The 24,896-nt window shown below is 69.7% G+C and carries 21 protein-coding genes; 14 read left to right on the top strand and 7 right to left on the bottom strand.

Going from position 1 to position 24,896, the window contains the following annotated elements; genetic code table 11:
* Positions 1–191 precede the first annotated feature (191 nt).
* On the top strand, positions 192–5,495 hold the full coding sequence (locus tag EER30_RS07405; RefSeq protein WP_127499609.1) for a diguanylate cyclase: 5,304 nt from the start codon (positions 192–194) through the stop codon (positions 5,493–5,495).
* Here EER30_RS07405 and EER30_RS07400 read toward each other — a convergent pair.
* Both EER30_RS07400 and EER30_RS07395 read right to left on the bottom strand, forming a co-directional pair.
* The gene (locus EER30_RS07400; RefSeq protein ID WP_127499608.1) at positions 5,492–5,764 is read right to left on the bottom strand and encodes an AlbA family DNA-binding domain-containing protein; all 273 of its coding nucleotides are present in this window, start codon (positions 5,762–5,764) and stop codon (positions 5,492–5,494) included. The two genes, EER30_RS07405 and EER30_RS07400, sit on opposite strands and share 4 nt — an antisense overlap.
* An 829-nt stretch (positions 5,765–6,593) precedes the next feature.
* On the bottom strand, positions 6,594–8,324 hold the full coding sequence (locus tag EER30_RS07395) for an ATP-binding protein (RefSeq protein WP_127499607.1): 1,731 nt from the start codon (positions 8,322–8,324) through the stop codon (positions 6,594–6,596).
* 371 nt (positions 8,325–8,695) lie between these two features.
* On the opposite strand from EER30_RS07395, the gene EER30_RS07390 reads away from it, so the two are divergent.
* The 10 genes from EER30_RS07390 to EER30_RS46940 all read left to right on the top strand — a co-directional run bounded on the left by EER30_RS07390 (position 8,696) and on the right by EER30_RS46940 (position 16,673).
* Complete coding sequence (locus EER30_RS07390) at positions 8,696–9,025, top strand: hypothetical protein (protein WP_127499606.1); 330 nt, start codon at positions 8,696–8,698, stop codon at positions 9,023–9,025.
* Positions 9,019–9,378, top strand: coding sequence for a hypothetical protein (locus tag EER30_RS07385; RefSeq protein ID WP_127499605.1), 360 nt, complete (start codon positions 9,019–9,021; stop codon positions 9,376–9,378). The genes EER30_RS07390 and EER30_RS07385 overlap by 7 nt, the downstream gene beginning before the upstream one ends.
* A 156-nt stretch (positions 9,379–9,534) precedes the next feature.
* Complete coding sequence (locus tag EER30_RS47865) at positions 9,535–9,858, top strand: hypothetical protein (protein WP_205650180.1); 324 nt, start codon at positions 9,535–9,537, stop codon at positions 9,856–9,858.
* Positions 9,855–11,495 (top strand): ABC transporter ATP-binding protein, encoded by a 1,641-nt coding sequence (locus tag EER30_RS07375; RefSeq protein WP_127499604.1) that lies wholly within the window; start codon positions 9,855–9,857, stop codon positions 11,493–11,495. The genes EER30_RS47865 and EER30_RS07375 overlap by 4 nt, the downstream gene beginning before the upstream one ends.
* Entirely contained in the window at positions 11,492–13,204 is a 1,713-nt protein-coding gene (locus EER30_RS07370; protein WP_127499603.1) for an ABC transporter ATP-binding protein, read from the top strand. The genes EER30_RS07375 and EER30_RS07370 overlap by 4 nt, the downstream gene beginning before the upstream one ends.
* 85 nt (positions 13,205–13,289) lie before the next feature.
* Entirely contained in the window at positions 13,290–13,619 is a 330-nt protein-coding gene (locus EER30_RS07365) for a PadR family transcriptional regulator (RefSeq protein WP_127499602.1), read from the top strand.
* Positions 13,612–14,424 carry an ATP-binding cassette domain-containing protein gene (locus tag EER30_RS07360; RefSeq protein ID WP_127499601.1) on the top strand — a complete coding sequence of 271 codons (813 nt, stop codon included), beginning with the start codon at positions 13,612–13,614 and terminating at the stop codon, positions 14,422–14,424. The genes EER30_RS07365 and EER30_RS07360 overlap by 8 nt, the downstream gene beginning before the upstream one ends.
* Positions 14,421–15,095, top strand: coding sequence for a hypothetical protein (locus tag EER30_RS07355; RefSeq protein ID WP_127499600.1), 675 nt, complete (start codon positions 14,421–14,423; stop codon positions 15,093–15,095). The genes EER30_RS07360 and EER30_RS07355 overlap by 4 nt, the downstream gene beginning before the upstream one ends.
* A 97-nt stretch (positions 15,096–15,192) precedes the next feature.
* A complete protein-coding gene (locus EER30_RS07350) occupies positions 15,193–16,089 on the top strand; it encodes an arginase family protein (protein WP_127499599.1) in 897 nt (298 codons plus the stop codon).
* 131 nt (positions 16,090–16,220) lie between these two features.
* Positions 16,221–16,673: a hypothetical protein gene (locus EER30_RS46940; RefSeq protein ID WP_164842252.1), complete on the top strand. Its 453-nt coding sequence runs from the start codon at positions 16,221–16,223 to the stop codon at positions 16,671–16,673.
* A gap of 220 nt (positions 16,674–16,893) precedes the next feature.
* Here EER30_RS46940 and lexA read toward each other — a convergent pair whose 3' ends face one another.
* Together lexA and EER30_RS07335 are read right to left on the bottom strand one after the other, a co-directional pair.
* Complete coding sequence (gene lexA / locus EER30_RS07340; protein WP_127499598.1) at positions 16,894–17,502, bottom strand: transcriptional repressor LexA; 609 nt, start codon at positions 17,500–17,502, stop codon at positions 16,894–16,896.
* A 75-nt stretch (positions 17,503–17,577) separates the two neighbouring features.
* Positions 17,578–18,681 carry a hypothetical protein gene (locus EER30_RS07335; protein ID WP_127499597.1) on the bottom strand — a complete coding sequence of 368 codons (1,104 nt, stop codon included), beginning with the start codon at positions 18,679–18,681 and terminating at the stop codon, positions 17,578–17,580.
* A gap of 152 nt (positions 18,682–18,833) precedes the next feature.
* Between EER30_RS07335 and EER30_RS07330 the strand changes: the two genes are divergently transcribed.
* Positions 18,834–19,385 (top strand): acyl-CoA thioesterase, encoded by a 552-nt coding sequence (locus tag EER30_RS07330; protein WP_127499596.1) that lies wholly within the window; start codon positions 18,834–18,836, stop codon positions 19,383–19,385.
* Between the two features lie 16 nt (positions 19,386–19,401).
* On the top strand, positions 19,402–21,333 hold the full coding sequence (locus tag EER30_RS07325; protein WP_127499595.1) for an acetoacetate--CoA ligase: 1,932 nt from the start codon (positions 19,402–19,404) through the stop codon (positions 21,331–21,333).
* Here EER30_RS07325 and EER30_RS07320 read toward each other — a convergent pair.
* The 3 genes from EER30_RS07320 to EER30_RS07310 are packed head-to-tail and all read right to left on the bottom strand — an operon-like array spanning position 21,330 to position 23,557.
* Entirely contained in the window at positions 21,330–21,653 is a 324-nt protein-coding gene (locus tag EER30_RS07320) for a PIN domain-containing protein (protein WP_127499594.1), read from the bottom strand. The genes EER30_RS07325 and EER30_RS07320 overlap by 4 nt on opposite strands.
* 57 nt (positions 21,654–21,710) lie before the next feature.
* Positions 21,711–22,823: a helix-turn-helix domain-containing protein gene (locus tag EER30_RS07315; protein WP_205650135.1), complete on the bottom strand. Its 1,113-nt coding sequence runs from the start codon at positions 22,821–22,823 to the stop codon at positions 21,711–21,713.
* Between the two features lie 29 nt (positions 22,824–22,852).
* Positions 22,853–23,557: a TIGR03089 family protein gene (locus EER30_RS07310; protein ID WP_127499593.1), complete on the bottom strand. Its 705-nt coding sequence runs from the start codon at positions 23,555–23,557 to the stop codon at positions 22,853–22,855.
* A gap of 171 nt (positions 23,558–23,728) precedes the next feature.
* Here EER30_RS07310 and EER30_RS07305 point away from each other — a divergent pair, with 171 nt between their 5' ends.
* Positions 23,729–24,880 carry a glycosyltransferase family 4 protein gene (locus EER30_RS07305; RefSeq protein ID WP_127499592.1) on the top strand — a complete coding sequence of 384 codons (1,152 nt, stop codon included), beginning with the start codon at positions 23,729–23,731 and terminating at the stop codon, positions 24,878–24,880.
* Positions 24,881–24,896 lie beyond the last annotated feature (16 nt).

The raw sequence follows: 24,896 nt of genomic DNA, 5'->3' as shown, positions 1-24,896 counted from the left end.
TGCTCGCTGGTGGGTGGCTCTCATGCCGATGCGCTCGATCCTCTGTGGATACTTTCGGTTAGCGTTCTGGCCAAATCCTGGCCGCCTCTACCGATGAATGGGCCGTTGCGTTGCCCTCGATCACCTCCGGCCCAGGCCGGTTGGGTCGGCGTTTTGCTCATCGGTGCTGCCTCGCGGCCGATGATGTTGGTGTGACGCAGTCATCGGAGCGTCGTGGGACGTCGGTGGGGCCGTCCGGCGTGCCCGCCGACCTGGCGCTGCCGGCCGGTGTGACGATAGTGGGGGAAGTGGGCCGTGGTGCCCACGGTGTGGTGTACCGGGTACGCCGCGGTGGTCGCGACTGGGCCATGAAGGTGTTCACCGATCCGGTCGATGACGAGGGCCTGTCGTTGGTGGCCTTGCGGCGTGAGGCGGCGTTGCTGGCCTGGGTCGGTCATGCCGGGCTGCCGCAGGTCCACGAGGTCGGACAGGCCGGGGACCGGTCCTACATGATCATGGACCTGGTCGAGGGCCGGTCGCTGTCCGCGATGCTGGCCGGCGGGCGGGCGGCGATCGAGCTGGTGATCGAGGTAGGCGTTCAGATCGGTGAGACACTCGCCGCGGTGCACGCGGCGGGCCTGGTGCATCGCGATGTCAAGCCGGACAACATCATCATCGAGCCCGGCGGGCGGGTCCGGTTGATCGATTTTGGCGCCGCGGCCCAGGCCGGCGGCCATCAGGCCGATCTGGTCATGGGAACGCTGCTGTACTGCGCGCCGGAGCAGTCCGGGATGATCAAGCGCCCGGTGGACGCGCGGTCGGACCTCTATTCGCTCGGCGTGGCCTTGTTCGAAGCACTGGCCGGCCGGCCGCCGTTCGTCACCGACGACGTCGCCGAGCTGCTGCGGATGCACGTCGCAACACCGGCGCCCCGGCTCGACACGCTTGACCCCGAGGTGCCCGAGCCGCTGGCCGAGGCCGTGGCCAGATTGCTGGCCAAAGATCCGGACGACCGCTACCAGACGAGCATGTCGCTCGTCGCCGACCTGCGGGCGTTGACGGTCGACCCGTCGATGCCCGGCCGAGCGCCGGCCGACGCCGCCGATCAGGTCGGCCTGGTCCCGCTGATCGGCCGCGACGCCGAGCGGGCACGGCTGGAGGAGCGCTGGCAACGGGCCCGTGGCGGGCGCGGCGGCGTGGCGGCGGTCTACGGCGGATCGGGGGCCGGCAAGACGCGGCTGGTGCAGGAGTTGGTCGCGGTGGTCGAGCGGCAGGCGGTGCCGGTGTTGCGGGCCGCCTGTGACGGCGACGCCGGGCCGATGTCGGCGATCCGGGCGGGGGTCGAGTACCACCTTTCGCGGCTGCGCCGGCTCCCGCCGGAGGCCCGGGACGCTGCGATCGGGCAGATCCGCGAGGCGGGCGGCGCGGCCGCGGCGTTGCTGTGCCGGCTCAGCCCGGCGTTGGCCGAGGTGCTGACCAGCGGCGCCCCCGAACCGTCCAGTACGGCCGACAGTACGGCCGATCCGGACGCTCTCACCCGCGCGACGGCCGCCTTCCTCGCCGAGCTGGCGCGGATCAATGGCGGGGCGTTGGTGTGTCTGGACGACGTACCACGGGCTGATGAGGCGAGCCGGGCCGTGCTGCGGCTGTTGGCCCCGGAGCTGACCGACGCTCCGCTGTTGGTGGTGCTCACCGGGCATGAGGCGGCGGACGCGATCGGGCCCACGGCCGACTGCGTCCTGACGTTGCCGGCGTTGAGCGCCGAGTCGGTGCTCTCGTTGGTCGCCGCGTCGGCCCGCGGTCTGGCGGTCGACGCCAAGTCGACCGAACGGCTGGCCGCGGGCTGCGGGGCGAGCCCGTTCGAGGTTCAGGAGTACGTTCGCGCGGTCGTCGACGCGGGCCTGCTGGTGCCGTATTGGGGCACCGTCCAGCTCGACCTGGCGGGGCTGGACGCCCTGGCCCTGCCGGAGGACGTGTTCGAGCTGATTCTGCGGCGGGTCGACGGACTGGGGCCGCGGTGCCGTGATCTGTTGACCGTGGGCGCGGCGATCGGGCTGCTTTTCGACGGCGAGCTGGCGGCCAAGGTCAGCGACCTGGAGGCGGGCGAGGCCTCGGAACTGCTCGATCAGGCGGCGGCCGGGATGGTGGTGGAGTACCGCGACGGTGCGCCGCGGTTCGTCCATGACGGCATCCGCCACGCACTGCTGGATACGCTGGACGAGCCGGCCCGCCGCCGGCTGCACCAACGCATCGCCGAGGTCCTGCATGACATGGACTGCACCGACCCGGCACACATCTACGCCCTGGGCCGCCACTGGTTGCACGGCGAGGCCGACCGCTCCCCGGCACGAGCTTTCCCGGCGTTGCTGGCGGCCGGGCGGCAGGCGCTGGCCGATGCCGCGCCCGCTGAGGCGGCCACGCTGCTCGAACAGGCCAGCCACCTGGCCGATCAGGCGCTGGGGGCCCGTCGCGGCGAGGTCGACGAACTGCTCGGCACGGCGCACTCCCGGGCCGGTCAGTTCACCGCCGCGCTCGGCGCGCTGGACCGGGCCTTGGCAGCCAGGACCGATCCTGTTGGCCGGGCCCGCGTCCTCGAGCACATTTACAATGTGTACTTCGGCGCCGGCGACTTCGGGGCGGCCCGGGTCACGGTCCTTCGGGCATTTGCCGAGATGGGTTGGCGGCCGCCCCCGCACGGGCTGATCCTGATCGTCTCGTCGCTGGTCTGGTTCTGCGCCGGCCTGGTCGTGGAGCGCCTCGGTCTGCGGACCCGAGACGCCGCCCGGCACGCCCGGTACGAGCTGAAGGCCACCCTGTTCATCGAGCTGTCGATCAATTGCCTGATCACGCTGGACACGCTAGGTTCCGTCGCGTTGAACCTGCGCGCGTTGTATCCGGCGAGCCGGTTGAGACCCTGCGGAACATATGTTCGTACGTGGTCCGTGGTCGGTGCGATCTCAAGAGGCGTCGGCCTGCCGTCGAACGCGGCGTACCGCCGTGCTGAGATGGCCGCAGCGATGCTCAGCGACCCAGCGTTTGCAGCTAATGTGGCGTGGATGCGGCGGTCCATCGAGGTGCTCAACACCGGTGACCTTCGCACGTTCACCACTCGGATCACCGACCGCGCCAGCCTGATCGCGTCATACGATTTCACCAGCGTGGCCGTTTACGGCATCTGGCAGCTGATCGGTGCGGGATACGCACGGGACGCTCAGGTGTTGCGCGACCGAACCGCTGCCCGGTTGGCCACTGCCGAGCTGGCCGATCATGAGCTGACGCTGTGCGGCATCGCCATCGCGTCCGCGCTGGGCCAGATCGCCGAGGCTGACACGATGCTGCGCCGGATCGAAACCCAACCGTCCGTACCCCGCGAGCCGGCCCGCCGGCTGATCACGCTGCTGACGCAGGCGACCGCGGCCGTCGAGCAGCAGGACGTCGGCGCGACGTTCGACCGGGTCGCCGCCGACTTCGCAGCGATGCGGGTCAACCCGCGGACGCTGGTGCCGTCACAGGTGACGATCTACCCGATCCTTGCGTACGGCCGGCTCGACCAATGCCGCCGCGCCGCACCCGAGCGTCGCGCCAGCACGCTCGAAGCCGCTGGCGGCGCCGTACGACAACTCGGTAAGGCACCCGGCCCGATAAGCAGGGCGCACTACCGCGTCGCCAAGGCGTTCCTGCACCATCTGCGCGGTGACCATCGAGGCGCCCTGGCCATCCTGGCGAAGGCCGAGCACCGATCGGGTGGCGTGCACGCGCCCGCGGTCAGCTTCGAGACCGCCCGGCTGCGGGCGCGGGCCCTGACCGCCCTGGACCGGCCCGCCGATGCCACCGTCGCGGCCGCCGGCGCACTCGTCCTGGCCGAGACACACGGCTGGCCGCACCGTGCACAATGGATTCGTACGGAATTCCCCGACCTGCGCACAACCGGCACCCAGCTCAGTGGCGGGACGGATCGTCTCAGCAGCACCACGTCCGTGGCGACGCACCGGCAACTGATGACGGCGCTGGAACAGATGACCAACGCGGCGTCGGGCATCCTCGACCCCAGTCAACTCACCCGAGTCGCCCTGGACGAGATAGTCCGGCTGCTGTCGGCCGAACGGGCGTTCATGTTCCTCACCGCGGCCGACGGTCGCCTGACACCCCACCTCGGCCGGGACACCGCCGACAACGACCTCACCGAACTGACCGACTATGGATCCACCCTCGTCGAACGCGTCCGCCAGACCCGCGAGGCCCTGGTCGTGACCGGCACCGACGAGGGCGCCGCCCTCGGCTCGCAGAGCGTTGTCGCTCACGGGCTACGCAGCATCCTGGTGGCACCGCTGCAGTTCGGCGGCCAGCTCCTCGGCGTCGTCTACCTCGACAGCCGTGTTGCGAAGGGCATGTTCACCGCCGCCGACGTCGGGGTGCTCGCCGCGCTGACCACCCATGTCGCGGCCGCGCTGGAAACCGCCCGCGCCGCCCAACTCGCCGTTTCGGCCGAGTCCGTCCGGCGTGAACGCGACCTCGCCGAGACACTCCGGGTGGCCATGTCCGAGCTGTCCACCACCCTCGACCCCGCCGACGTGCTGCGCCGGCTACACGGCACCGCCGCCCGGGTCCTGTCCGCCGACCGGTCCTGGCTGGCTGTCCTGGACACCGACAAGATCCACGTCTACGTCGGAACCGATCACGAGGACTCGACCCAAGCGCCGTCGGCGGCCGACGCCGATCCCGCGCTGCACCAACTCCTCGCGGCCGTCGAGCCGCTGATCGGCGACCCCGGAACCACTCCACCACCCACGTTCGGCTCGGCCGACCAGAACTGGATGGCGATCCCGCTCCGGCTGGCGGACACCGCCGTCGGCGTTATTGTGCTCGCCACCGACCAGCCCACCGGCTACGGTCCCGCCCAGCGCGACATCGCGGGAGTTCTGGCCAGCCACGGCATGACCGCATACCAGAACGCCCGGCTGTTCACCCAGACCGAGCGGATGGCCACCACCGACGCCCTCACCGGGCTGTCCAACCGCCGGCAATTCTTCACCAACGCCCTGCACGCGATCGCCGTGGCCCGTCGCCAACACAGCCCGCTCGCCGCCGTGATGATCGACATCGACCACTTCAAACAGGTGAACGACGTCCACGGCCATCACGCCGGCGACCAGGTCATCACCGCGGTGGCCCGGCGCCTGGCCCACACCGCGCGCACGACCGACCTACTCGGCCGCTACGGCGGGGAAGAGTTCGCACTGATCCTCCCGGACACCCGCCTCGACGGCGCGCAGGTTCTGGCCGAGCGGCTGCGCGTCGCCATCGCCGACGAGCCCATCGACACCGACGCCGGCCCACTCACCGTCACCATCAGCATCGGCGTCGCCTTCCTCACCGCCGAACAGGCCGACGTCGAAACGCACCTCGCCAACGCCGACGCCGCCCTCTACCAAGCCAAACGCGCCGGACGCAACCGCGTCGTCACCGTCGATTCCCCCGGCGAACCGGACTCCATCGTGGAAGGAACCAACGCCTAGATTCGAATTCGATGCCGTACGGGGGGCGAATTCTGCCGTTGCCAGGGGTTGCGAGGTGGCGTGATGTCATCCCATGACATCTGCATCAGCGCGTCGCGGAGCGCCGGAGGGTCCGTCAGCTCCACAAGGCCGAAGCCGCTCGCCTCGTCGACGCCGAGCAGTATCGTCCCGCCGTCCGTGTTCGAGAATGCGGAAAGCGTCTCCCGGACGGACTTCGGCATCCCGCCGACGGCGCGCTTGACTTCGATCCGTGTCGGTTCTCCGCCCATCCGCCGCAGTACGGCAAGGGCTTCCGTGGCATGGCGTTCTGGCCAAACCCTGGCCGCATCTACTGATGAATCGGAATGCGCGGATCGGTCTACCGTTTCGCCTGCGTGACGACAATGGTGCTGACCTGCACTTATGTGGAGCGAGCGGCTGCCGCGGGAACGTGAATCGAATGTCGCTACGCTGAGTGACTTTCAGTGGGATGTGGTCTCCTGGGGAGGCGTTCAAGGCTGGCTACGCAGGGACTGGGTAGATGGCCCGCGGGCTTGGTCCCGACTGCAGACGCCATCATCCCGGCGCGGCGGACTTTCCCGGAAGGCGGGCCACCGGATGACCCACCCGACCAGCGGCCCCACCATCTCGACCTTGGCGAACGTGCTCAGCCGGTCCGAGACCGACCGATTCGAGAAAAACTGGTTCTTCGCCCCCTGCGCCCGGCTGGCCACACGGATCTCAGGACTCGGCGTGAACAGACTCTGTTCGGAGCGCGTCCGGTGCTGCGCGGGGCGGTCCACGTCGACATGCGCCCATCAGCGGGACCGATCGAGAGAACACCAGGGCGTGGTGCCTCGTGGTCGGCGGGTTGTAGTGGTTGTTGCCGGTCGTCGTTGGTTTGATCTTTGATAGTTAGACTTCGATGGCCTTGGCGGGTTGACCTACGTTGAGGCTGCCGAAGGGTTCCGGGCATCCTGGCCAGATCCTGGCCGAGGTCTCCGGAAACCGAGTTTTACCAGTTCGGAGAGGGTGTCGTCGTAGACCACCCAGATCTACGAGGGCACCAACCAGGTCCAGCGCATCGTCATGGCGCGGCAGCTCCTCAAAGACTGACTGTCATCCGGCCTCCGACGGGCTGGGCCCGACCCAGCGGTAGCGGCGGTTGGGGCTCCGCGCGATTCCGACGGCGTCGACGTCACCCGCCGTCATCAGTTTGTTCAGGTGCTTGACGACCGCGGTACGCGACTGTCCGGTGAGCTCCATGAGTTCAGCGGCGGTCGCCTCTCCGCTGCTTCTCAACGCTTCGCCGACCGTCGGTCGTTGGTCGGCGACGAACGCCGAGAAGAGGTCAGGCTCTGCCTGTCTGCCGGTTACCGACGGATCGAGAATGTAGCGGGCGTAGCGCCGTCCACCTTCCTTGACCGCCAATCCCTGGTCGACCAGATCTCTCAGGACTTGGCCGGCGGCGATGCGGTCCACGCCCCATTGGCGCAGCATCTCGTTGGTGAGGTAGTTCTCACGGAGCATTGCGAGCGCGATCTGGTGCGCGGGCGTCGGGAGATGAGCGTGCAGACCCGCGATCCACTTGCGGACCTCAGGATTAAGAAGCTCCGAACGCGACATGGTGACCACAAAACTGGCGATCGAGCTGCGGAAGTTCGGTCTGGGCAGACCACGTTGACGTGCTACGGCCAGCATCGCGGGAATGCCCGATGATCGATTCTCGGCCACGAGTTCGTTCCCTGACGGGAGATATGTGTCCGACAGAAGGCTTGCCAGCACAGCGTTGCGGGACGAAGAAATTCCCTCTTCGCCTAGTTCGTCAACGACGACCCCGCCATACAGGCCACCCGGGCTGCGAACCACGAGGCGGTCGGGGAAGAGCTCGATCTGAACCTGCGTGCCTCTCGTGACAGGGCTGTAGTCGCGGTGCAGCAAAGAGTTGACGAGCGCCTCTCGAACGGCCTCGAGCGGATATTCGACCTCGTCCACTCGTCCGCCCCGATCGCTGATGACAGCGCGGACCGCAAGGTTGCGGTGGATTATCGACAGGGTGGTCTCGATCATCTCGGGGATCGATCCTCGTACCGTTTGGTTGTCGAGGAATCTTGTGCCGGATGACGGATCTGGACTGTGCACGATCACAGAGACCATCAGCTGAGGAAAGAGCTGTTGCGGAAACTGCCCGTATGTGAGCAGTCCAGCCAGGGTCAACGGAGATCCGGGTTCCTGCCTCGCCGTGATTCCCAGCCGATAACAGACAGTGAGGTCGTCGGCCTGCGCCAGCTTGGGGTAGCCAAGGCGCACTCGTCGCAGGGTCCGGCGTACCGCCTCGTCGTCCAGGTCGTCCACCGATGTTCCTATGATCGATTCGCGGTCGTACAGAGGTTGCACCCTCGAGGTCATCACGAGCGCGATTTCTGCTTCGGTCATGTGGCGGTCGCCGTCCCCGCCGCGCAGGTAGGTGCCGCCGGCTATGCCCTGGGCGGTGACGTAGACGGGGCGTTGGTCCGCGGTTGAGGGCGGAACCTCGGCGGTAACCAATCGGAGGCCGTCGACCTCGACGATCTCGGTGCTGATCTGGAGAGGCGGCGTGATGTCGTCTCGCGACATGCGGACCAGGCCATCGCGAAGGGTGACGGGATCGGCCAATTCGATCAGGCTGAACCCGCTCTGTTCGTCGACTCCGAGCAGGATCGTTCCGCCGTCTGTGTTGGCGAACGCTGAGAGCGTCTCTCGGAGGGACTTCGGCAGACCGCCGGCTGCCCGCTTTGCTTCAACCCGCGTCGGCTCCCCACCGATCCGGCGGAGAGTGGCCAGCATTTCGGTGATGTTCTCGGCCGACATGACACCATCTCAGCACTCAACTTAACACCCTGCAAGAGGAGTGTTAAGTTAAGTGTTAAGTTCACTCGGAGTGGGTCTCGAGCTGCAATCCATCGAGAGCGATCGCTTGACACTGGTGCCACCTGCTGGGACTCTGCGTTGCGGGGCGATGACGCGAGGTTTCCGAAGGGGAGCTCAGTGTTGTCGGAATGGCAATGGCGGCCGCGCATCAAGCCTGAGCCCGGCCACGCGAACCGGATGCCTGCACTGAGCTTCCCGGCGCAGACCTGGACCTCGGCAGCTCTCAAGGCCTTCGGCGAACCGAATGCGCTGGACATGCCGTTGCCGTCTCCGCATCATGATCGTCTGATCAGGATGCCGGGAGGCTCGCGATGCGAACGATAATGGTGTGGGGAGACCTGCCCCTGCTGCTCGTTCTGCTGGCCGGGGCCGCCTGGGTCGGGTGGCGCCGCGCCTCGTGGATGGCCGTCGGCGGGCTGGTGTTGCAGGCGATCGCGCTGATCGGCAACGCGGCGTGGTGGCATTGCAAGCTGAACCTGATCGAGGGCGGCGATTTCGCCCTGCACTGGTCGACGTACGTCGAGTTGGGCGTGATCTTCTCAACGGCCGTCGAGGTGGCGACCGTGGCCGGGCTGGCGATGCTGGTCGCGGCGATCCTCGTCGATCGGGCACCGGCCCTCGCGCGGGAGCCGCAATGCTGACCGACCTGCTGTACCTGGCCTATCCGATTGTGCTCGTGGCGGCGTTGGTCGCGGCGATCGTCCGGCGCGAACGGCTCGGTGCGGCGGCGAAGCCGGCCATCGGCGGGTTCGCGACGTTGGTCGCGGTCTACGGCGTGGGGGAGGCGGAGGCGGCTCTGTTGGAGGCTCCCGAGCTGCCGAGGTTCGAGGAGGGGTTGCCGGGCCTCGCCGATTTCCCGGCGGCGATGCTGACCTCCAGCCTCGTGCTCACCGTCTTCCAGCTGGTGGGCATGGCGCTGCTGATCGTCGCGGCCGTACGCCGGGCGGTAGCTGCCGGGGCGGTCCGCCGGATACGAGATAGCCGCACGGACTGATCCTTTTCGCCAGGACGTGAGGCCCCTCAGGACGGCGACCTCGGCGGAAGTGTAGGTTAGCCTCACCTAAACACTCCGACTGACGCAAGAGAGTCCGCGTTGACCCAGGGCACCGCCGTGCTGACGGCCCCACCTGACACGAGACCTCGCCGGTCAGTGAGACGGCGTTGGATCGGTTTCGCCGCCGGCCTGGTGGTGCTGGCCATCGCGGTCGCACTGAGCATCGCGGTCGGCAGCCGCACCATCGGACTGTCCACCGTCTTCATCGCGATCGCCTTCGTCGGCGTCTCCACGGCCACCGGGTACGTCTGGTTCGCCTTCCTCGGCGCGGCGGTGACCTCGGCCGCCCAGCTTGTCGAGGACGTGTTCGCCATGCCCTGCCGAGTCGTCGACGACCCCGAGACGTCCACCCCGATGGTGGTCCCGGCCGACCGTCACCGCCGGCGCGGGGTCCGTACGCCCGAGGCGGCCCGCGCGTGAAGGAGGCGCTCACCAAGCAGCGCCGGCTGATCACCGTCAGCGCGCTGCTCGCCACCGGTCACCAGGCCGGCGAGGCGTCCGTCCCGTTCCTCATCGGCGTCATCATCGACCACGCGGTCGACGGCGGTGCCGGCGATCTCGTCTTCTGGCTCGGCGTGCTCGGCGCGGTCTACATAGCGCTGAGCTACAGCTTCCGCTACGGCGCCCGCGCCGCTGAACGGGCCGGCGAGCAGGCCGCCCACGACCTGCGCCTGCGCGTGACCCGCCGGGTGCTGCACGATCGTGGCGGCGCCGAGACGGGCCGGCTGCCCGGTGCGCTGGTCTCGATCGCGACCAGTGACACCGCCCGGGTGGGTGCGGTCGCCGTCGCGATCGTCTACGGCACCGCCGCTGTCGTCGCGGTCATCTTCACGGCCGTGTTGCTGTTGTCCATCTCGATCCCGCTCGGCTTGCTCGTGCTGCTGGGCCTGCCGCCGCTGATGTGGCTGACCCGGGTGATCGGCAAGCCCTTGGAGGAGCGCAGCGAGACCGAGCAGGAACACGGCGCGCAGGCCTCGGGCATCGCGGCCGACCTGGTCTCCGGGCTTCGGGTGATCAAGGGACTGCGGGCCGAGGAGGCCGCGGTCGGGCGTTACCGGCTGCGCAGCCGCAGCGCGCTGGCGGCCACCGTGCGGTCGGCGCGCACCGAGGCGGCGTACCGGGGTGTGGTCCTGACCGTCAGCGGGCTCTTCCTGGCCGTGATCGCGGTGGTCGGCGGCATCCTGGCGGCCCGCGGCAGCATCACCGTGGGCCAGTTGATCTCGTCGGTCGGGCTGGCGCAGTTCCTGGTCGGTCCACTGTCCACCTTCGGCTGGGTGGGTGCTGACCTGGCCCAGGGCCGTGCGTCGGCCCGGCGGGTCGCTGCCGTGCTCTCCGCGCCGGTCGCGGTCAGCGGTGGCGACTCGACCCTCGACACCTCGCTCAAAGGCCAGATCGACCTCCGCGTACGGGATATGGCCGTCAAGATCGCCCCCGGAGAACTCGTGGGTGTGGTCGCCGCCGACCCGGCCGTGGCCGCCGAGATCGTACGGTTGCTGGACCGGTCAGCCGACCCCGACGACGGGCTCATCGAACTCGACGGCACCGCGCTGGCCTCGCTTGACCCGGGCTCGCTGCGCGCCGGACTGCTGGCCGTCGAGCACCACACCGACCTGTTCGACGGCACGATCCGCTCGGCCGTGTCGCTCGACCGGGCCTCGTCGGAGATCGTCGAGGCCGCGATGGTCGCTGCCGACGCCGACGAGGTGGCCCGCACCCTGCCCGACGGCGCCGACGCGGTGCTCGACGACGGCGCCCGCACGCTCTCGGGCGGCCAGCGGCAACGGATCGCCCTGGCCCGCGCGCTGGCCGCCGACGCGCCGGTGCTCGTGCTGCACGACCCCACCACCGCCGTCGACGCCGTGACCGAGGCCCGCATCGCCTCGCGCGTGCGGGAGTTGCGCGCGGGCCGCACCACGATCCTGATCACGACCAGCCCGGCCCTGCTGGCGGTCACCGACCGGGTGATCCTGCTGCACGAGGGCGCGGTCCGCGCCGACGGCACCCACGGCGAACTGGCCGCGGGCGACGACACCTACCGGGAGACCGTGCTGGCATGACGACGATGCTTCCGATCGCGGCCGGGCGGCGTACGCGGGCCGTTGTCCTGGTCTTTTTGAAACCGCAAAGGGCCCGGCTCGTCGGCGCGCTCGCGCTGCTCGTCGCGGGCACGATCGCCGGACTGGCCGCGCCGCCGCTGCTCGGCCACATCGTCGACCTCGCGTCCTCGGGCGGCACGACGGGCGAGTTCGTGCTGGCCGGAGTCGGTCTGGTGGCGGCCGCACTCGTCGAGGCGGCCCTCGCGGGGCTCGGCGTCGCGCTGCTCGCCCAGGTCGGCGAGGACACCCTCGCCCGTCTGCGGGAGAGGTTCGTCGAGTCGGCGCTGCGGCTCCCGCTCGAACAGGTCGAACAGGCCGGCGCGGGCGACCTCACCTCGCGCGTGACGAACGACGTGGCCGTCGTGGCGGAGGCGGCCCGCACCGCACTGCCCGAGTTCACGCGCGCGCTGCTGACGATCGTGCTGACCCTCGGCGGGCTCGCCGTGCTCGACTGGCGGTTCCTGGTCGCGGCCCTGGTAGCCGTGCCCGTGCAGATCTACACGGTCCGGTGGTACGCCAAGCGGGCGGTCCCGCTCTACGCCAAGCAGCGGGTCGCGGTGGCCGCCCAGCAGCACCACCTGCTGGCCACGATCGACGGCGCGCCGACGATCCGCACGTTCCGCATCGCCGGAGAGCACAGTGGACGGGTAGCGGCCCGGTCCCAGCAGGCCGTCGACCTGCTGCTGCGCGGCATCGCGTTGCAGACCCGCTTCTACGCCCGGCTCCACGTCGCCGAATTCGCCGGGCTCGCCGCCGTCCTCGCAACAGGCTTCTTCCTCGTACGCGGTGACGCGATCACGATCGGCACGGCGACCGCGGCCGCCCTGTACTTCCACGGGCTGTTCAACCCCGTGAACACGGCCTTGGCCCTGGTCGACGACGCGCAGGCCGCAGCCTCGGGACTGGACCGCCTTGTCGGTGTGGCCGACCTCGACCCGCCGGCGCACGAGCCGGCCACGGTCGTCGACGGGCCGGCCGCCATCGAGGTGCGCGACCTCGACTTCGCGTACCGCCCGGATCGACCGGTGCTGCGCGGGATCAACCTGACCGTGGCCCGAGGTGAACGGGTGGCCGTGGTCGGCGCGACCGGCGCGGGGAAGACGAGCCTGGCCAAGGTGATCGCCGGAGTCCACGAGCCCACCGCCGGAACCGTGACCGTGCCCGCCGGCGAGGCAGTACTGATCACCCAGGAGGTGCACGTCTTCGCCGGCCCCCTCGCCGACGACCTGCGCCTGGCCCGCCCGTCCGCGACGGATGACGAGGTGCGTGCGGCCCTCACGGCGGTGGACGCCCTCGGGTGGGTGACCCAGCTGCCCGAAGGCCTGGACACGGAAGTAGGCGAGGGCGGCCACACCTTGACGGCGGCCCAGGCCCAGCAGGTGGCTTTTGCCCGCCTGATGCTGGCCGACCCGCCGGTAGCGATCCTCGACGAGGCAACCGCGGAGGCCGGCAGTGCCGGGGCCCGCATCCTGGAACGAGCCGCCGCAACAGCCCTCTCCGGCCGAACCGCGGTAATCGTCGCTCACCGCCTGACCCAGGCCGTAGCCGCCGACCGAGTGGTAGTCCTGGAAAACGGCCGAATAGTCCAGATGGGCGCTCACCCCGACCTGGTAGCCACGCCGGGCCTCTACGCCACTCTCTGGCAGGCCTGGTCCGACAGCCGCCAGTAACGCCCGCACACCACAGGTCTCATCTCCAGGAGAACAGGCGACCCTGCTAGTTAGTCTTTCTGGTTAGTAGGTAGTCTGCCTAGCCATGACGCCACGACCTTGGTTACATGGGTTCCTGGATTTGTGCCTGCTGGCGATGCTGCGGGAGCGGGCCGACTACGGCTACGGGCTGTCGCAGCGGCTGGCGGCGGCCGGGGTCGCCGAGGTGCCCGGGGGCACGCTCTACCCGGCGCTGCTCCGGCTCGAGGAGCAGGGGCTGGCCACGCCGAGCTGGGGGCCGTCCGAGTCGGGGCCGCGGCGGAAGTATTACGCGATCACCGGAGCCGGGCTCGACGTGCTCGAGCAGCAGGCGGGGGACTGGCGACGGTTCCGCGACGGTGTTGACTCGTTGCTGAGCGCGGTGCCTCATGAGTGACTGGCCCTCGGCGTTCGAGGCGGAGCTGCTGCGGCTCGGGGTGCAGCCCGGCCGGGCGCGGCGGCTCGCCGACGAGACGTCTCAGCAGGCGGCGGAGAGCGCGGCGACGCCGGGCGACGTCTTCGGGCCGGCACACCTCTACGCCCGCCACCTGATGGCCGAGCTCAACGCACCAGCGGCCGCAACGACCCGTACGCGGTTTGAAGCCGGACCGGTGCTGCTCAGCCTCACCGGGGTGGGCAAGAAATACCGCCGGCAGACCGTTTTCCAAGACGTCAATCTGACCGTACGAGGGGGCGAGGTCGCGGCGATCGTCGGCGCGAACGGCTGCGGGAAGTCGACCCTGCTGCGGATCTGCGCGGGGCTGACCAGGCCGACGTCGGGCGAGGTCAGGCGGGTGCGGCGGGTCGGGCTGGTGCCGCAGGACGGTGGGACGGCCGGGTGGCTGACCGCCGAGGAACACTTCACGCTGTTCGGCGCGGCGGCCGGCATGGTGCCGGGGCGGGCGCGGTCGACGGGCGTGCACCTGGCGACGCGACTGGCCTGGCGGCCGGGGCGCAAGCAGCGGGCGCAACAGATGTCGGGCGGCACGCGGCAGAAGCTCAACCTCGTGCTCGGCGAGCTGCACGCGCCCGACCTGCTCCTGCTCGACGAGCCCTACCAGGGGTTCGACCAGGGGGCGTACCTCGATTTCTGGCAGCAGGTCTTCGCCTGGCGCGACGCCGGGCGGGCGATCGTGGTCGTGACCCACCTGCTGCACGACCTGCAGAACGTCGACCACGTGCTCGATCTGGGGGAACGATGACAACGCTGGTGGTGGCCTCCCTGTCGACCCGTGAGGTCGGGCGCAGGCGGGCGGCGCTGATCCTGGTGATCGCGTTGCCGTTCTGGTTCTACCTGGTGCGGCGCGACCTGACCGGCCAGTCGATCCGCATGCTGACGCTGGGCATCGGATGGGCGATCTCGACGCTGACCCTGTTCGTGGTCAACGCGTCGCGCGGTGTCGACCCGCGTCTGCGGCTGACCGGCGCGTCGGTGGTCAGCATCATCGGCGGGCGGCTGCTGGCGATGACCGGGCTCGGGGTGGCGCTGGCGCTCGGCTACTGGACGCTGGTAGCCATCGACCAGGACGTGCTCCACCTGTGGGCGGCGGCCCTGACGATGCTGGTGTCGGCGCTGGTCGCGGCGCCGCTGGGCAGCCTGATCGGGGCGCTGCTGCCGCGCGAGCTGGAGGGTGCGCTGGCCCTGCTCAGCGTGGTGGCGGTGCAGATGCTGGCCGATCCGGCGGGGCTGACGGCCAAGCTGATGCCGTTCTGGTCGGCGCGCGAGATCGGCACCTACGCGGTCGACGGCGGCAGCCTCGACCTGGTGTGGCGAGGGCTGGCCCACATGGGCGTCACGTGGCTGATCTGCGTCGGCGGCACCCTGGCCGTCTTCCAGTGGCGCCTGCGCCTGGCCCGCTACCCCGAACCCTGACACGGCTGGGCCGCTCCGCGTCCTGACGTGACGCGGCCGGCCCGCTTGCTCCGACTCCTGACCTGCGGATACGGCTCGTTGTTGCGAGGATGAAGCGATGAGTCGTCGATGGTCGGTGCTGGGCGCGCCCTCGAGTGCGGGGGCGCACACGCCCGGCCTGGAGCAGGGGCCGGCCGCGCTGCGGGCCGCCGGTCTGGTCAGCAACCTGCGGACCGCGGGTCTCGACGTCGAGGACCGCGGCGACGTGCCGGGCTTCCGGTGGCGTCCCGATCCGGGCCGGCCCAACGGTCAGAACGCGCCCGCGGTCGCCGCCGTCGCCGAGGACGTGGCCGCCGGTGTCGCGGCGATCCTGGCCGACGGGCGTACGCCGCTGGTCGTCGGCGGGGACTGCAGCATCACGGTCGGCGTCATGGCCGGGTTCGACCGGGCCACGTACGAGCCGGGTCTGCTCTATATGGACGGTGGGCCCGATCTGTTCACGCCCGAGACGCGGCCGAACGGCAATCTCGACGCGATGGGCGTCGGTCATCTGCTGCGACTTCCCGGTTGTCTGATCGAGGTCGCGTCCGTCGGGCCGCCGCTCACCACCGACCGTGTCGTGTCCTATGGGGACGCTCTGCCCGACGAGGCCCACGACCACGAGCGCGAACTTCTGACCGAGCTTTCCATCGCGCGGATCTCGGCGGCCGACGTTCACCGCGATGTTCATCAAGCGGCCGTACGGGCGCTGGCCGCGATTCCCGGCCCGTCGTTCGTCCTGCATTTCGACGTGGACGTGTTGCGCTTCGCCGACATGCCGATCGCCGACGTACCCGACTCGGGCGGCGATCCCGTCGGGCTGTCCCTGCACGAGGCGTTGACCAGCGTGGCTCTGTTCGCCCGCGATCCTCGATTCGCCGCTCTGGTTCTCACCGAGGTCAACCCCGACCACGCGCCGGACGCCGACGTTCTCGCCGACTTCGCCACCGCCCTCGCCACCGCGCTAGCCGAATAGGACACGGCTGTGACCGGGGGCACAAACGGTCAGTCAAGATCAGCCGAAAGTACGTACTAGCCTCGCATGGTCCATTGCGTCCGATATGCCACGATCTGTGGCGTAAGGGCAGCAATCACCTGGAGGTAGAGATGAACAAGGCAACTCGGATGTTCACGATGCTGGGCCTGGGGCTGATGGCCGGCGCGACGATCGGCGCCGGACCGGCGCTCGCGGCGGGAAGCGCTGACGCGCCGGCCGCCAAGCCCGCGACCACCACCAAGGTTCAGAAGCACTGGGACCGGGACGTCGTCGTCGGCTACTTCCGCACCCTGCGCGCCTGTGAGAAGGCCGGCCGCATCGGCGAGTGGGCCGACCGCTGGGAGGACTACGACTGCGACCGGGTCCGCTTCGGCTTCAAGCGCGGCCTGTACGCCCTCGAGGTCGAGCGCAACTGGCGCGGCGGCGGTCACGACTTCCGCGACCGCGACAACGACCGTGGCCGCGACCACGACCACGACCGTGGCCGGGACCGTGACCGGGACCACAGGGACCGTGACCACAAGGATCGCGACCACAAGGACCGCGACGGCAAGCGTCACTGAAAGCCGGTTCCTCTGACCGTGGCGTCCACCGTGCCCGGTCGGTGAACAGCTCCGGTCGCGGCTTCCCCCGTGCCCGGTGACCGCGACTCCCCGGACGTCGCGACCCAGGTCGACAGCGGGTCGAGGGTTCCGTCCATGCCCTCGCATCCGCACCACGAACCACCCCGGGTGCTCGGGCCGCATCGCGCTGATGCGGCCCGGGCGCATTTCTCGTGCCGGGTCAGATGCGACGCAGCACGGTCACGACCTTGCCGAGGATCGTGGCGTCGTCGCCGGGAATGATGTCGTAGGCGGCGTTGCGCGGGACGAGCTCGATGTGGCCGCCGTTGCGCCGGAAGACCTTGACCGTGGCCTCGCCCTCGATCATGGCGGCGACGATGTCACCGTTGTCGGCGACCTGCTGCTGACGCACCACGACCGTGTCGCCGTCACAGATCGCGGCCTCGATCATCGAGTCGCCCTTGACCTTCAGGGCGAACAGCGTGCCGTGGCCGACCAGGCTCAACGGGAGAGTGATCTCTTCGTCGATGTGCTCGTCGGCCAGGATCGGGGTGCCGGCGGCAATCGTGCCGAGCACCGGGACTGGAACATTGCCCTGCTCGCCGGGGGTGCGCACATCGATCGCGCGGGAGCCACGGGCGCCCCGCCGGATGTAACCGCGGTCTTCCAGAACCTTGAGCTGATGGGCCACCGACGAGGGCGAGTCGAGCCCGACCGCGGCCCCGATCTCGCGGATGGTGGGTGGATAGCCGTGCTGGTCGATCCACTCGCGAATCATCGAGAAGATTTGCCGTTGCCGCTTGCTCAGGGGCACGTCGTCCGTGGACATGTGGTGATGCTACTACAGCCTTCGATCAAATGTACGACTCGGATGAGTGACTGCCCGTAACTTTCCTGGTGAGGGCTATGCGGGTATGTCGCTCTCCGGCGGCTGCTCACGGTTCGGGCCGCGCTGCGCCGGAATCGCGGCCCTGTCCTTGACCGGGAGCCTGACAATCTCCGTACGCTCCCCGGGCCCCTCGACCGAGCCGGGCCGGATGATCTGCGTCCGCTCCGGGTCGAGCCCGATCACCTGAGTCTCGTCCTCGTCGACGGGCCGTCCGATCACGGCGGTCGCCTCGCCCGGGTGGCCGGCCAGTGGCGCGGGCGTGGGCGGCGGCAGCAGCCGCATCGTCGCCGCCGCCGGCACAGTCAGCGGCCTGGTCACCTCCGCCTCGTCCGAACCGGCCACGGCGATAGGCCGCGTCGCGTCGGAATCGCCGGCCGCGACCACAGTGATCGGGCGGGTGACGTCCGCGTCGTCGGGCCTGGCCAGGGTGATCGGCCGCGTGTGATCGGGGTCTGCCGGTGCCGTGATCGCGGGGCGTGCGACCTCGGTCGACGCCTCGCCCTCGCCGAGCGCCGCCACCGCCGCGACCTCGTCCCACGACACCACGATCACGGTCCGCCGCTCGTCCCGGTGGGTCGGCACCGCGAGCGTGGCCTCGGCCGCCGGAACAGCCACGGTCGGTTCGTCGGAGGAAAGCACCTCGGTCGGGTCATCCGGGGGGCGGGCCGTCAGCACGGTTGTCGTGTCGTCGGAGGCGGGCATGATCAGGGGAAGACGCATCTCCTCGGTCGGGTCGGACGAGTCGCGCCGCACCGACGGCCGCGCCCACCGCCGCGGACTCAGCGCCACGCAGATCAACGGCAGGGCCAGCAGCAGCGCCAGCCCGTAGCCCGGCCGGCTCAGGTCGAAACCCTCCTTGGCCACCGATTCCGGCCAGATCGACGCATATCCCGCGGGCGACACCAGCACCCACACCGAGATGCCCAGGAACGCCAGCCCGCCTGCCAGCGGCCCGGCCGCCGAGATCGGGGCGAGCAACAGGATCGCGTACGCCGCCCCGGCGAGCACGAGAAGCAGCAGGCCGGTCACCGACTCGACCGCGAAGTCGTCGCGCCCGCGCGCCGTCAGATCGCGCGTGAGCCCCGCTCCGGCGAGGCCCCAAACCGCCGGCGCGAGCACGAAGGCATACAAGACAGACCTGACGTGCCGCATGCTGATCCCCGCTCCGAGCTGCGATTTCTCCCTGTCCAGCACCGTACCGCCGCTCAGCAACCGGGCGGAAGCAGCCGGACGGAGGTGGCCGGACGGAGGGTCGCCGTAATCTTCGCCGCATGAACGAGCCCGGTCGTCCCACCAGTCATTCGCGCGTGACCCTCAGCCGGATCATGACCGCCGTCGACGTCAACCTCTACGGCACCGTGCACGGCGGGGTGCTGATGAAGTTCGTCGACGACGTGGCCGGTGCCGCGGCGGCCCGGCACAGCGGCGGCACGGCCGTCACCGCGGCCATCGACGAGATCGTGTTCGTGGAGCCCGTACGGGTGGGTGATCTTGTGCATGCCTATGCCCAGGTGAACTGGACCGGCAGCAGCTCGATGGAGGTGGGTGTCAAGGTCGTCGCCGAGCGCTGGGACGTCGTGTCGCCCGAACCGCTGACCGTGGCGACCGCCTACCTGGTGTTCGTCGCTGTCGACGTGGCCGGCCACCCTCGCAGCGTCCCGCCTGTGTTGCCCGAGGACGTTGAGGACGAGCGCCGCTTCCGCGAGGCTCTGATCCGGCGGGAACACCGACTGTCCCGCCGGGCCGCGATCCAGCGGGCCCGCGCCGAGACCCGTGCCGAGGCCCGCGGCGAGGCCCACGCCGAGGAGGAGAAACCTGAGTGAACGTTAAGGTGTTCCCATGACGGGCACAGTGTTGTGGCAGCCGCCGGCCGACATCCGCGAGACGTCGCGGGTCGGGCATTACATGTCCTGGCTGCGGCGCGAGCGGGGCATCGAGGCCGACGACTACGCCGCCCTGTGGCAGTGGTCCGTCGACGACCTGCCCGCGTTCTGGCAGTCGATCTGGGACTACTTCGAGGTCATCGCCCACACCCCGGCCACGGCGGTGCTGCCCGACGCGTCGATGCCGGGCGCCCGCTGGTTCCCCGGCGCCACCCTCAACTACGCCGAGCACGTGCTGCGCATGCCGGGCCTGGCCGACGACGATGCGGTCGTTCTCGCCCATTCGCAGACCCGTGCTCCTGTACGTCTGACCGCCGCCGAACTGCGTGAACAGGTGCGACGGGTGAGGGCCGGCCTGAAGGCGCGCGGCGTCGGCCCCGGTGATCGGGTTGCCGCCTATGCCCCGAACATCCCCGAGACGTACGTTCTGATGCTCGCCACCGCCAGTCTCGGCGCGATCTTCTCGTCGTGCGCGCCCGAGTTCGGCGTCCGCAGCGTGATCGACCGCTGGCAGCAGATCGAGCCCAAGGTCCTGGTCGCGGTCGACGGCTACCGCTACGGCGCCAAGGCGGTCGACCGTCGCGACGAGGTCGAGGCCATCACCGCCGCCCTCCCGTCGATCGAACACGTCGTCACCATCGGCTACCTGCACCCCGAAAGCGGCACGTTCGACCAGCTCAACGGCGACGAGCCCATGGCGTACGCCGCCGTGCCGTTCGACCATCCCCTCTACGTGCTCTACAGCTCGGGCACGACGGGGCTGCCGAAACCGATCGTCCACGGCCACGGCGGCATCCTGCTCGAACACCTCAAGATGCTGGCCCTGCATCACGACCTCGGCCCCGGCGACCGGTTCTTCTGGTTCACGACGACCGGCTGGATGATGTGGAACTTCCTGGTCAGCGGCCCGGCCGTCGGCGCCGGCATCGTCCTGTTCGACGGCAACCCGGCCTTCCCCGACATGTCCACGCTGTGGAACCTGGTCGATGAAGCCGGCATCACCTATTTCGGCACGTCGGCGCCGTTCCTCATGGCCTGCCGCAAAGCCGGCCTCACCCCGCGCAAGGACGGGCTCAAGGGCATCGGCTCGACCGGCGCGCCGCTGCCCCCCGAGGGCTTCGACTGGGTCTACGAGGCGGTCGGCGACCGGCTGCAACTCCAGTCGCTGTCCGGCGGCACCGACGTGTGCACCGGCTTCGTCGGCTCGGTCCCGCTGCTCCCGGTGATCGAAGGCAAGATCGCCTGCCGCGCCCTGGGGGCCAGAGTCGAGGCGTACGACCCCTCAGGCGCGCCGGTGCTCGACGAGCTGGGCGAACTGGTCATCACCGCGCCGATGCCGAGCATGCCGGTCGGCTTCTGGAACGACCCGGACGGCAAGCGCTACCGCGAGGCCTACTTCGACTATTTCCCGGGCGTGTGGCGCCACGGCGACTGGATCACGATCGGCGCCGACGGCACGTGCGTCATCACCGGCCGCTCCGACGCGACGCTGAACCGCGGCGGCGTACGACTGGGAACCTCGGAGTTCTACTCGGTCGTCGAGAGCCTGCCCGAGATCACCGACTCGGTCGTGGTCCACCTCGAGAAGCCCGACAACCCGAACGGCGAGTTGCTCCTGTTCGTGGTCGTGGCCGACGGCCTTGAACTCGACGACGCGCTCCGCGCCAAAATCGCCGCCGAACTGCGCGGATCCCTGTCCCCCCGGCACATCCCCGACGAGATCCACGCCGTACGGGCCGTCCCCCGAACCCTCTCCGCCAAGAAACTCGAGGTCCCCGTAAAACGCATCCTGACCGGCACCCCCGTCGAGTCAGCCGCCGCCAAGGGTGCCCTCGCCAACCCCGAGTCCCTGCTCGCCTTCGAGGAACTCGCCCGCAAACGCGCCTAGATCAGACCGTGCTCGTCGGCCCACGCTTCGAACCGGCCAGGCTTCACCGGGAGTCGATACTTCGTGGCCAAGAGATCATCGGCGATGCGGGCCACCAATGGGATGGTGAGCATGCCCTGCCGAATGCCCTCACACATCAACGCGAGAGTCCCGCAGATCTCCACCTCGTTCTCCTCGGCGACCCGTCGCGCGGCGCGGTCGTCGAGGACGGCGACGTAGCCTCGGACCTCGGCGAGTGCGAGCACACCGCACTCGCCGCGGTTCTTCGATCCCGAAGCGAGTCGCCGGGCGTAGCGCGCATAGGCGTCGAGCAGAGGCACATCGTCGCTACGGTCGACCTGGATCCAGTGGCCCTGTGTCGAAGACGAGCGTGTTGCTCACGAGACGAACTTCCAGATTTCGTTCTCGTTGACGGGGGGAAGCGTTGGAAGCTCCGTCTCATCGATAGTGCTGTGCAACAGGCTGACGGCCCGATCGGCACTGATGCGCTCGGCCCGATAGAGCGCCAGGACGGCCCTCGCGTAACGCCGGGGAACCGTGGTGCCTTCGAGGTCGATCGCCACTACCAGGTTGTGCTCGATGATGTCGGCTCGAGTCGTCGTGGTGGAGCGCACGCGAGCCAGGTCTTCGCCCGAAGCGAGATCGAGGTCGGAGAGCCGAGCCGCCAGGGTGGTCATATCGACGCGGAACTCGCTGGCGACGAGCACCGCCGCGTCTCGAACGGACGACCGCGAGCGTAGGTCGGACCATCGGGCTCGTACGGAGTCGGCGGGTAGCAGCAGCGCACGAGCGAAAGCATCGATGAGTCGTTCCACCCGCTGGCTGTCCGTCCAGGCCCCGATGCGCCAGTCGACGGTGTAGTCGTCGGCGAGGAGGTAGTGCCCGAACTCGTGGGCGAGCGCGAGCCGTCGGCGGCCAACCGCGCGGTGGGAGTTGATGACGGTGACGCCACCGTGCCGGAGAAGGGTCGTTCCCGCGTCAGGTGCGTCGGGGCCGAGATCTCTCGCGAAGACGAAGAGGCCGAAGTCGGCCAGGGGATTGACCAGATCGCTGACGGGTTCACCGGCGTCGAGCCCGATCAACGCGCGGGCTCGCGCCGCCAGCCTCTCTGCGGCTTGCCGGTCGGTCGGCTGGTCAACGGGATGTATCTCGTCGACACTGAGCTCGCCGAGGCTTTGCAGAAGCTCGACGTCGAACGCGATCGTCTCCAAGAGCTTGTCGATCGCGGAGGTCGTGGGTGAGTCGATTCCCGCGCGATACGAAACGATCGCCGGCGGCGGTTCGGTGACGAACCACTCGAACGACTCGCCCGTCGCTTCCGCGATGCGGGCGAGTTCCAGTGCGCCGAGGCGCCGCAGACCGTTCTCGATCTTCGCTATCGCGCTGCGGTCGAGGCCCGTCGCGCCACCCAGGTCAGCCTGCGTCAGGCCGGACCGGGCCCTGGCCTCGGCGATTCGCCGCCCGATTGCTTCGCTGTCGACGTGACCCACGTGTGCGATTCTAGAACACGCCCTCGCGCCTAGGTCAGCAGAAGAGTCGCCCGTTCCGATTCGGCGCGGGTCGAGATCTTGGTGGCGTCCAGGTGGGCGCAGAGGACTGTTGAGGCGCCGGTGAGCAGGGGGGCCAGCAGCCAGTCGACCGGGTCGGGGTGGGTGGTCGCGTCGATCAGGACTCGGGCGCCGGGAGTGATGGCCAAGTCGGCGGCGCGGGCGGTCGCGGCGGCCAGCGTCTCGGCGTGGGTGCGGCCGTTCAACGCGAGGTCGCCAGGGGCGACAGGCTGGCCGGGGAAGTAGTCGCCGTGCTGGCGTACCTCGAGCACGAAGTCGGCGAAGCCGGGCGGGAGCTCGCGCAGCGGCATCGCGAAGGGGAGAAGGCCCGTGGCATACCTGTCCGGGGCTTTTGTCTGGGTTGGCTGATCGGGCGTGGTGAAGAGCGCGTCGGCCGCCGTGGGATCGGTGGTGTCGGCGGCGACGCCGGCCGAGAGCACGCCCAGGAGGATCGCGGCGGTCTGCCAGTGGGGCGGCATCGTGACCGCGGCGGTGTCGCCGTTGCCCAGACCGAGGCCGTTGACCAGAAGGTTCGCCGTCTTCGAGACCCAGTTGTCGAGGGTCGCGCCGGAGAGCTCGGTGCGGTCGCCGCCGGCGTCGTCGTAGAAGGTCAACAGCGGGGTGGTCGGGTCGCGGCGCACGGCGGCCGCCAGCACCTGCGGGATCGTGGTCTGCACGGGCACCACGATAGTGCGCCCGATTCTCGTCACCCTTCGTAGTCGATCCTGAGCGGGCGATGAGAACCCGGAAACGCTTCGAACAACGGCGGTGTCGCGGTCACGTGCGCGATACGTTGCGGGCGTACCCTTGCCAGTGGTCTGAATTACAACCTGCTTGGGAGTTGCCTCGTGACCGCCGGTCGCCCCCCGCGAGTGCTCGTCGACGCCACCAGCGTTCCCGCCGACCGGGGAGGCGTCGGCCGATACGTCGACGGCCTGCTCGGCGCCCTCGGGAAAGTCGACCCTGACCGGGTCGATCTGGCCGTCGTGGCCCAGCGTTCAGATGCGGAGCGTTACAGCCGCATGCTCGACAACAAGGCCGAGGTGATCGCCGGCCCGGCCGCCGTGGCCCACCGGCCCGCCCGCCTGGCGTGGGAGCAGACCGGTCTGCCGCTGCTGGCCCAGCAGGTCGGCGCCCAGGTGCTGCACTCGCCGTTCTACACGTGCCCGCTGCGCGCCGGCTGCCCCGTCACGGTGACCGTGCACGACGCGACGTTCTTCACCGAGCCCGAGCACTACGACAACACCAAGCGCACGTTCTTCCGCAGCGCGATCAAGACCTCCCTGCGCCGCGCCGCCCGGGTCATCGTGCCCAGCAAGGCCACCCGCGACGAGCTCATCCGCCTGCTCGACGCCGACCCGACCCGCATCGACGTGGCCTACCACGGCGTCGACCAGGCGGCCTTCCACGCGCCCACCGAGGAAGAGAAGGCCCGCGTACGCGCCCGCCTGGGCCTCGGTGACTCCGGCTATGTGGCGTTCCTCGGCGCCAAGGAGCCGCGCAAGAACGTGCCGAACCTGATCCGGGGCTGGGCCCGTGCCGTCGCCGACTGGCCCCACCCGCCCGCGCTGGTCCTCGCCGGCGGCCAGGGCCACGACGACGAGATCGACCGTGCCGTCGCCGAGGTGCCGTCCCACCTGCGCCTGCTGCGCCCCGGCTACCTGCGCTACGCCGACCTGCCCGGCTTCCTCGGCGGCGCGCTGGTCGCCTGCTACCCGTCCTTCGGCGAGGGCTTCGGCCTGCCCATCCTCGAGGCGATGGCCTGCGCCACCCCGGTGCTGACCACGCCCCGGCTCTCCCTGCCCGAGGTTGGCGGCGACGCCGTGGCCTACACGACCGAAGACCCCGATCGCATCGCGGCCGACCTGGCCGACCTGCTGCACGACGAGCCCCGGCGCGTCACCCTGGCCAAGGCGGGCTTCGACCGGGCCAAGGAATTCGCCTGGGCCTCGAGTGCGGAAGTACATGTCACAACCTGGAAACGTGTTGCAGGTCTCTGACCACTACACTCTGTAT

The organism is Actinoplanes solisilvae, assembly GCF_003999975.1.
In the GTDB taxonomy this organism is placed as follows: Bacteria; Actinomycetota; Actinomycetes; order Mycobacteriales; family Micromonosporaceae; genus Actinoplanes; species Actinoplanes solisilvae.
This window is presented reverse-complemented; position numbering and strand designations above follow the sequence as displayed.